Origin of the sequence: Halomonas sp. ND22Bw, assembly GCF_003011945.1 — a bacterium.
Lineage (GTDB): Bacteria > Pseudomonadota > Gammaproteobacteria > Pseudomonadales > Halomonadaceae > Halomonas > Halomonas halophila.
The window spans coordinates 1-288 of sequence record NZ_PXWD01000608.1 but is presented as its reverse complement, the minus strand read 5'-3'; the positions used below and the strand labels follow the sequence as shown (position 1 = coordinate 288).

Below are 288 nucleotides of genomic sequence, written 5' to 3'. Positions count from 1 at the left end.
GCTTCCTTCTTGTTCTGCAGCGCGTACTTCCAGCCTTTGATGGTCGCGTCGAGGAAGGCCTGCACCTGCGCCGGCTTCTCGTTGCGGTACTTCTCAGACACCAGCACCGTGTCCTGCTGAACCATCACGCCGTAGTCGTCTGGCGAGATCAGCGTCAGCTTGTCGCCCAGGCCCTGCGACTTGAGGGTGTTGAGCTCGTTGTAATAGGTGGCGGCGGCCACATCGAACTGCTTCTCGACGAAGGGCGCCATCGAGCCCGACTGCGGCACGATGGTCAAATCGCTCTGC

General features: G+C 61.1%; 1 protein-coding gene. It reads right to left on the bottom strand.

The annotated features are described in order from the left end of the window. The coding region (locus CVH10_RS19585; RefSeq protein ID WP_146143120.1) for an ABC transporter substrate-binding protein at nt 1-288 on the bottom strand (288 nt) is incomplete at both ends.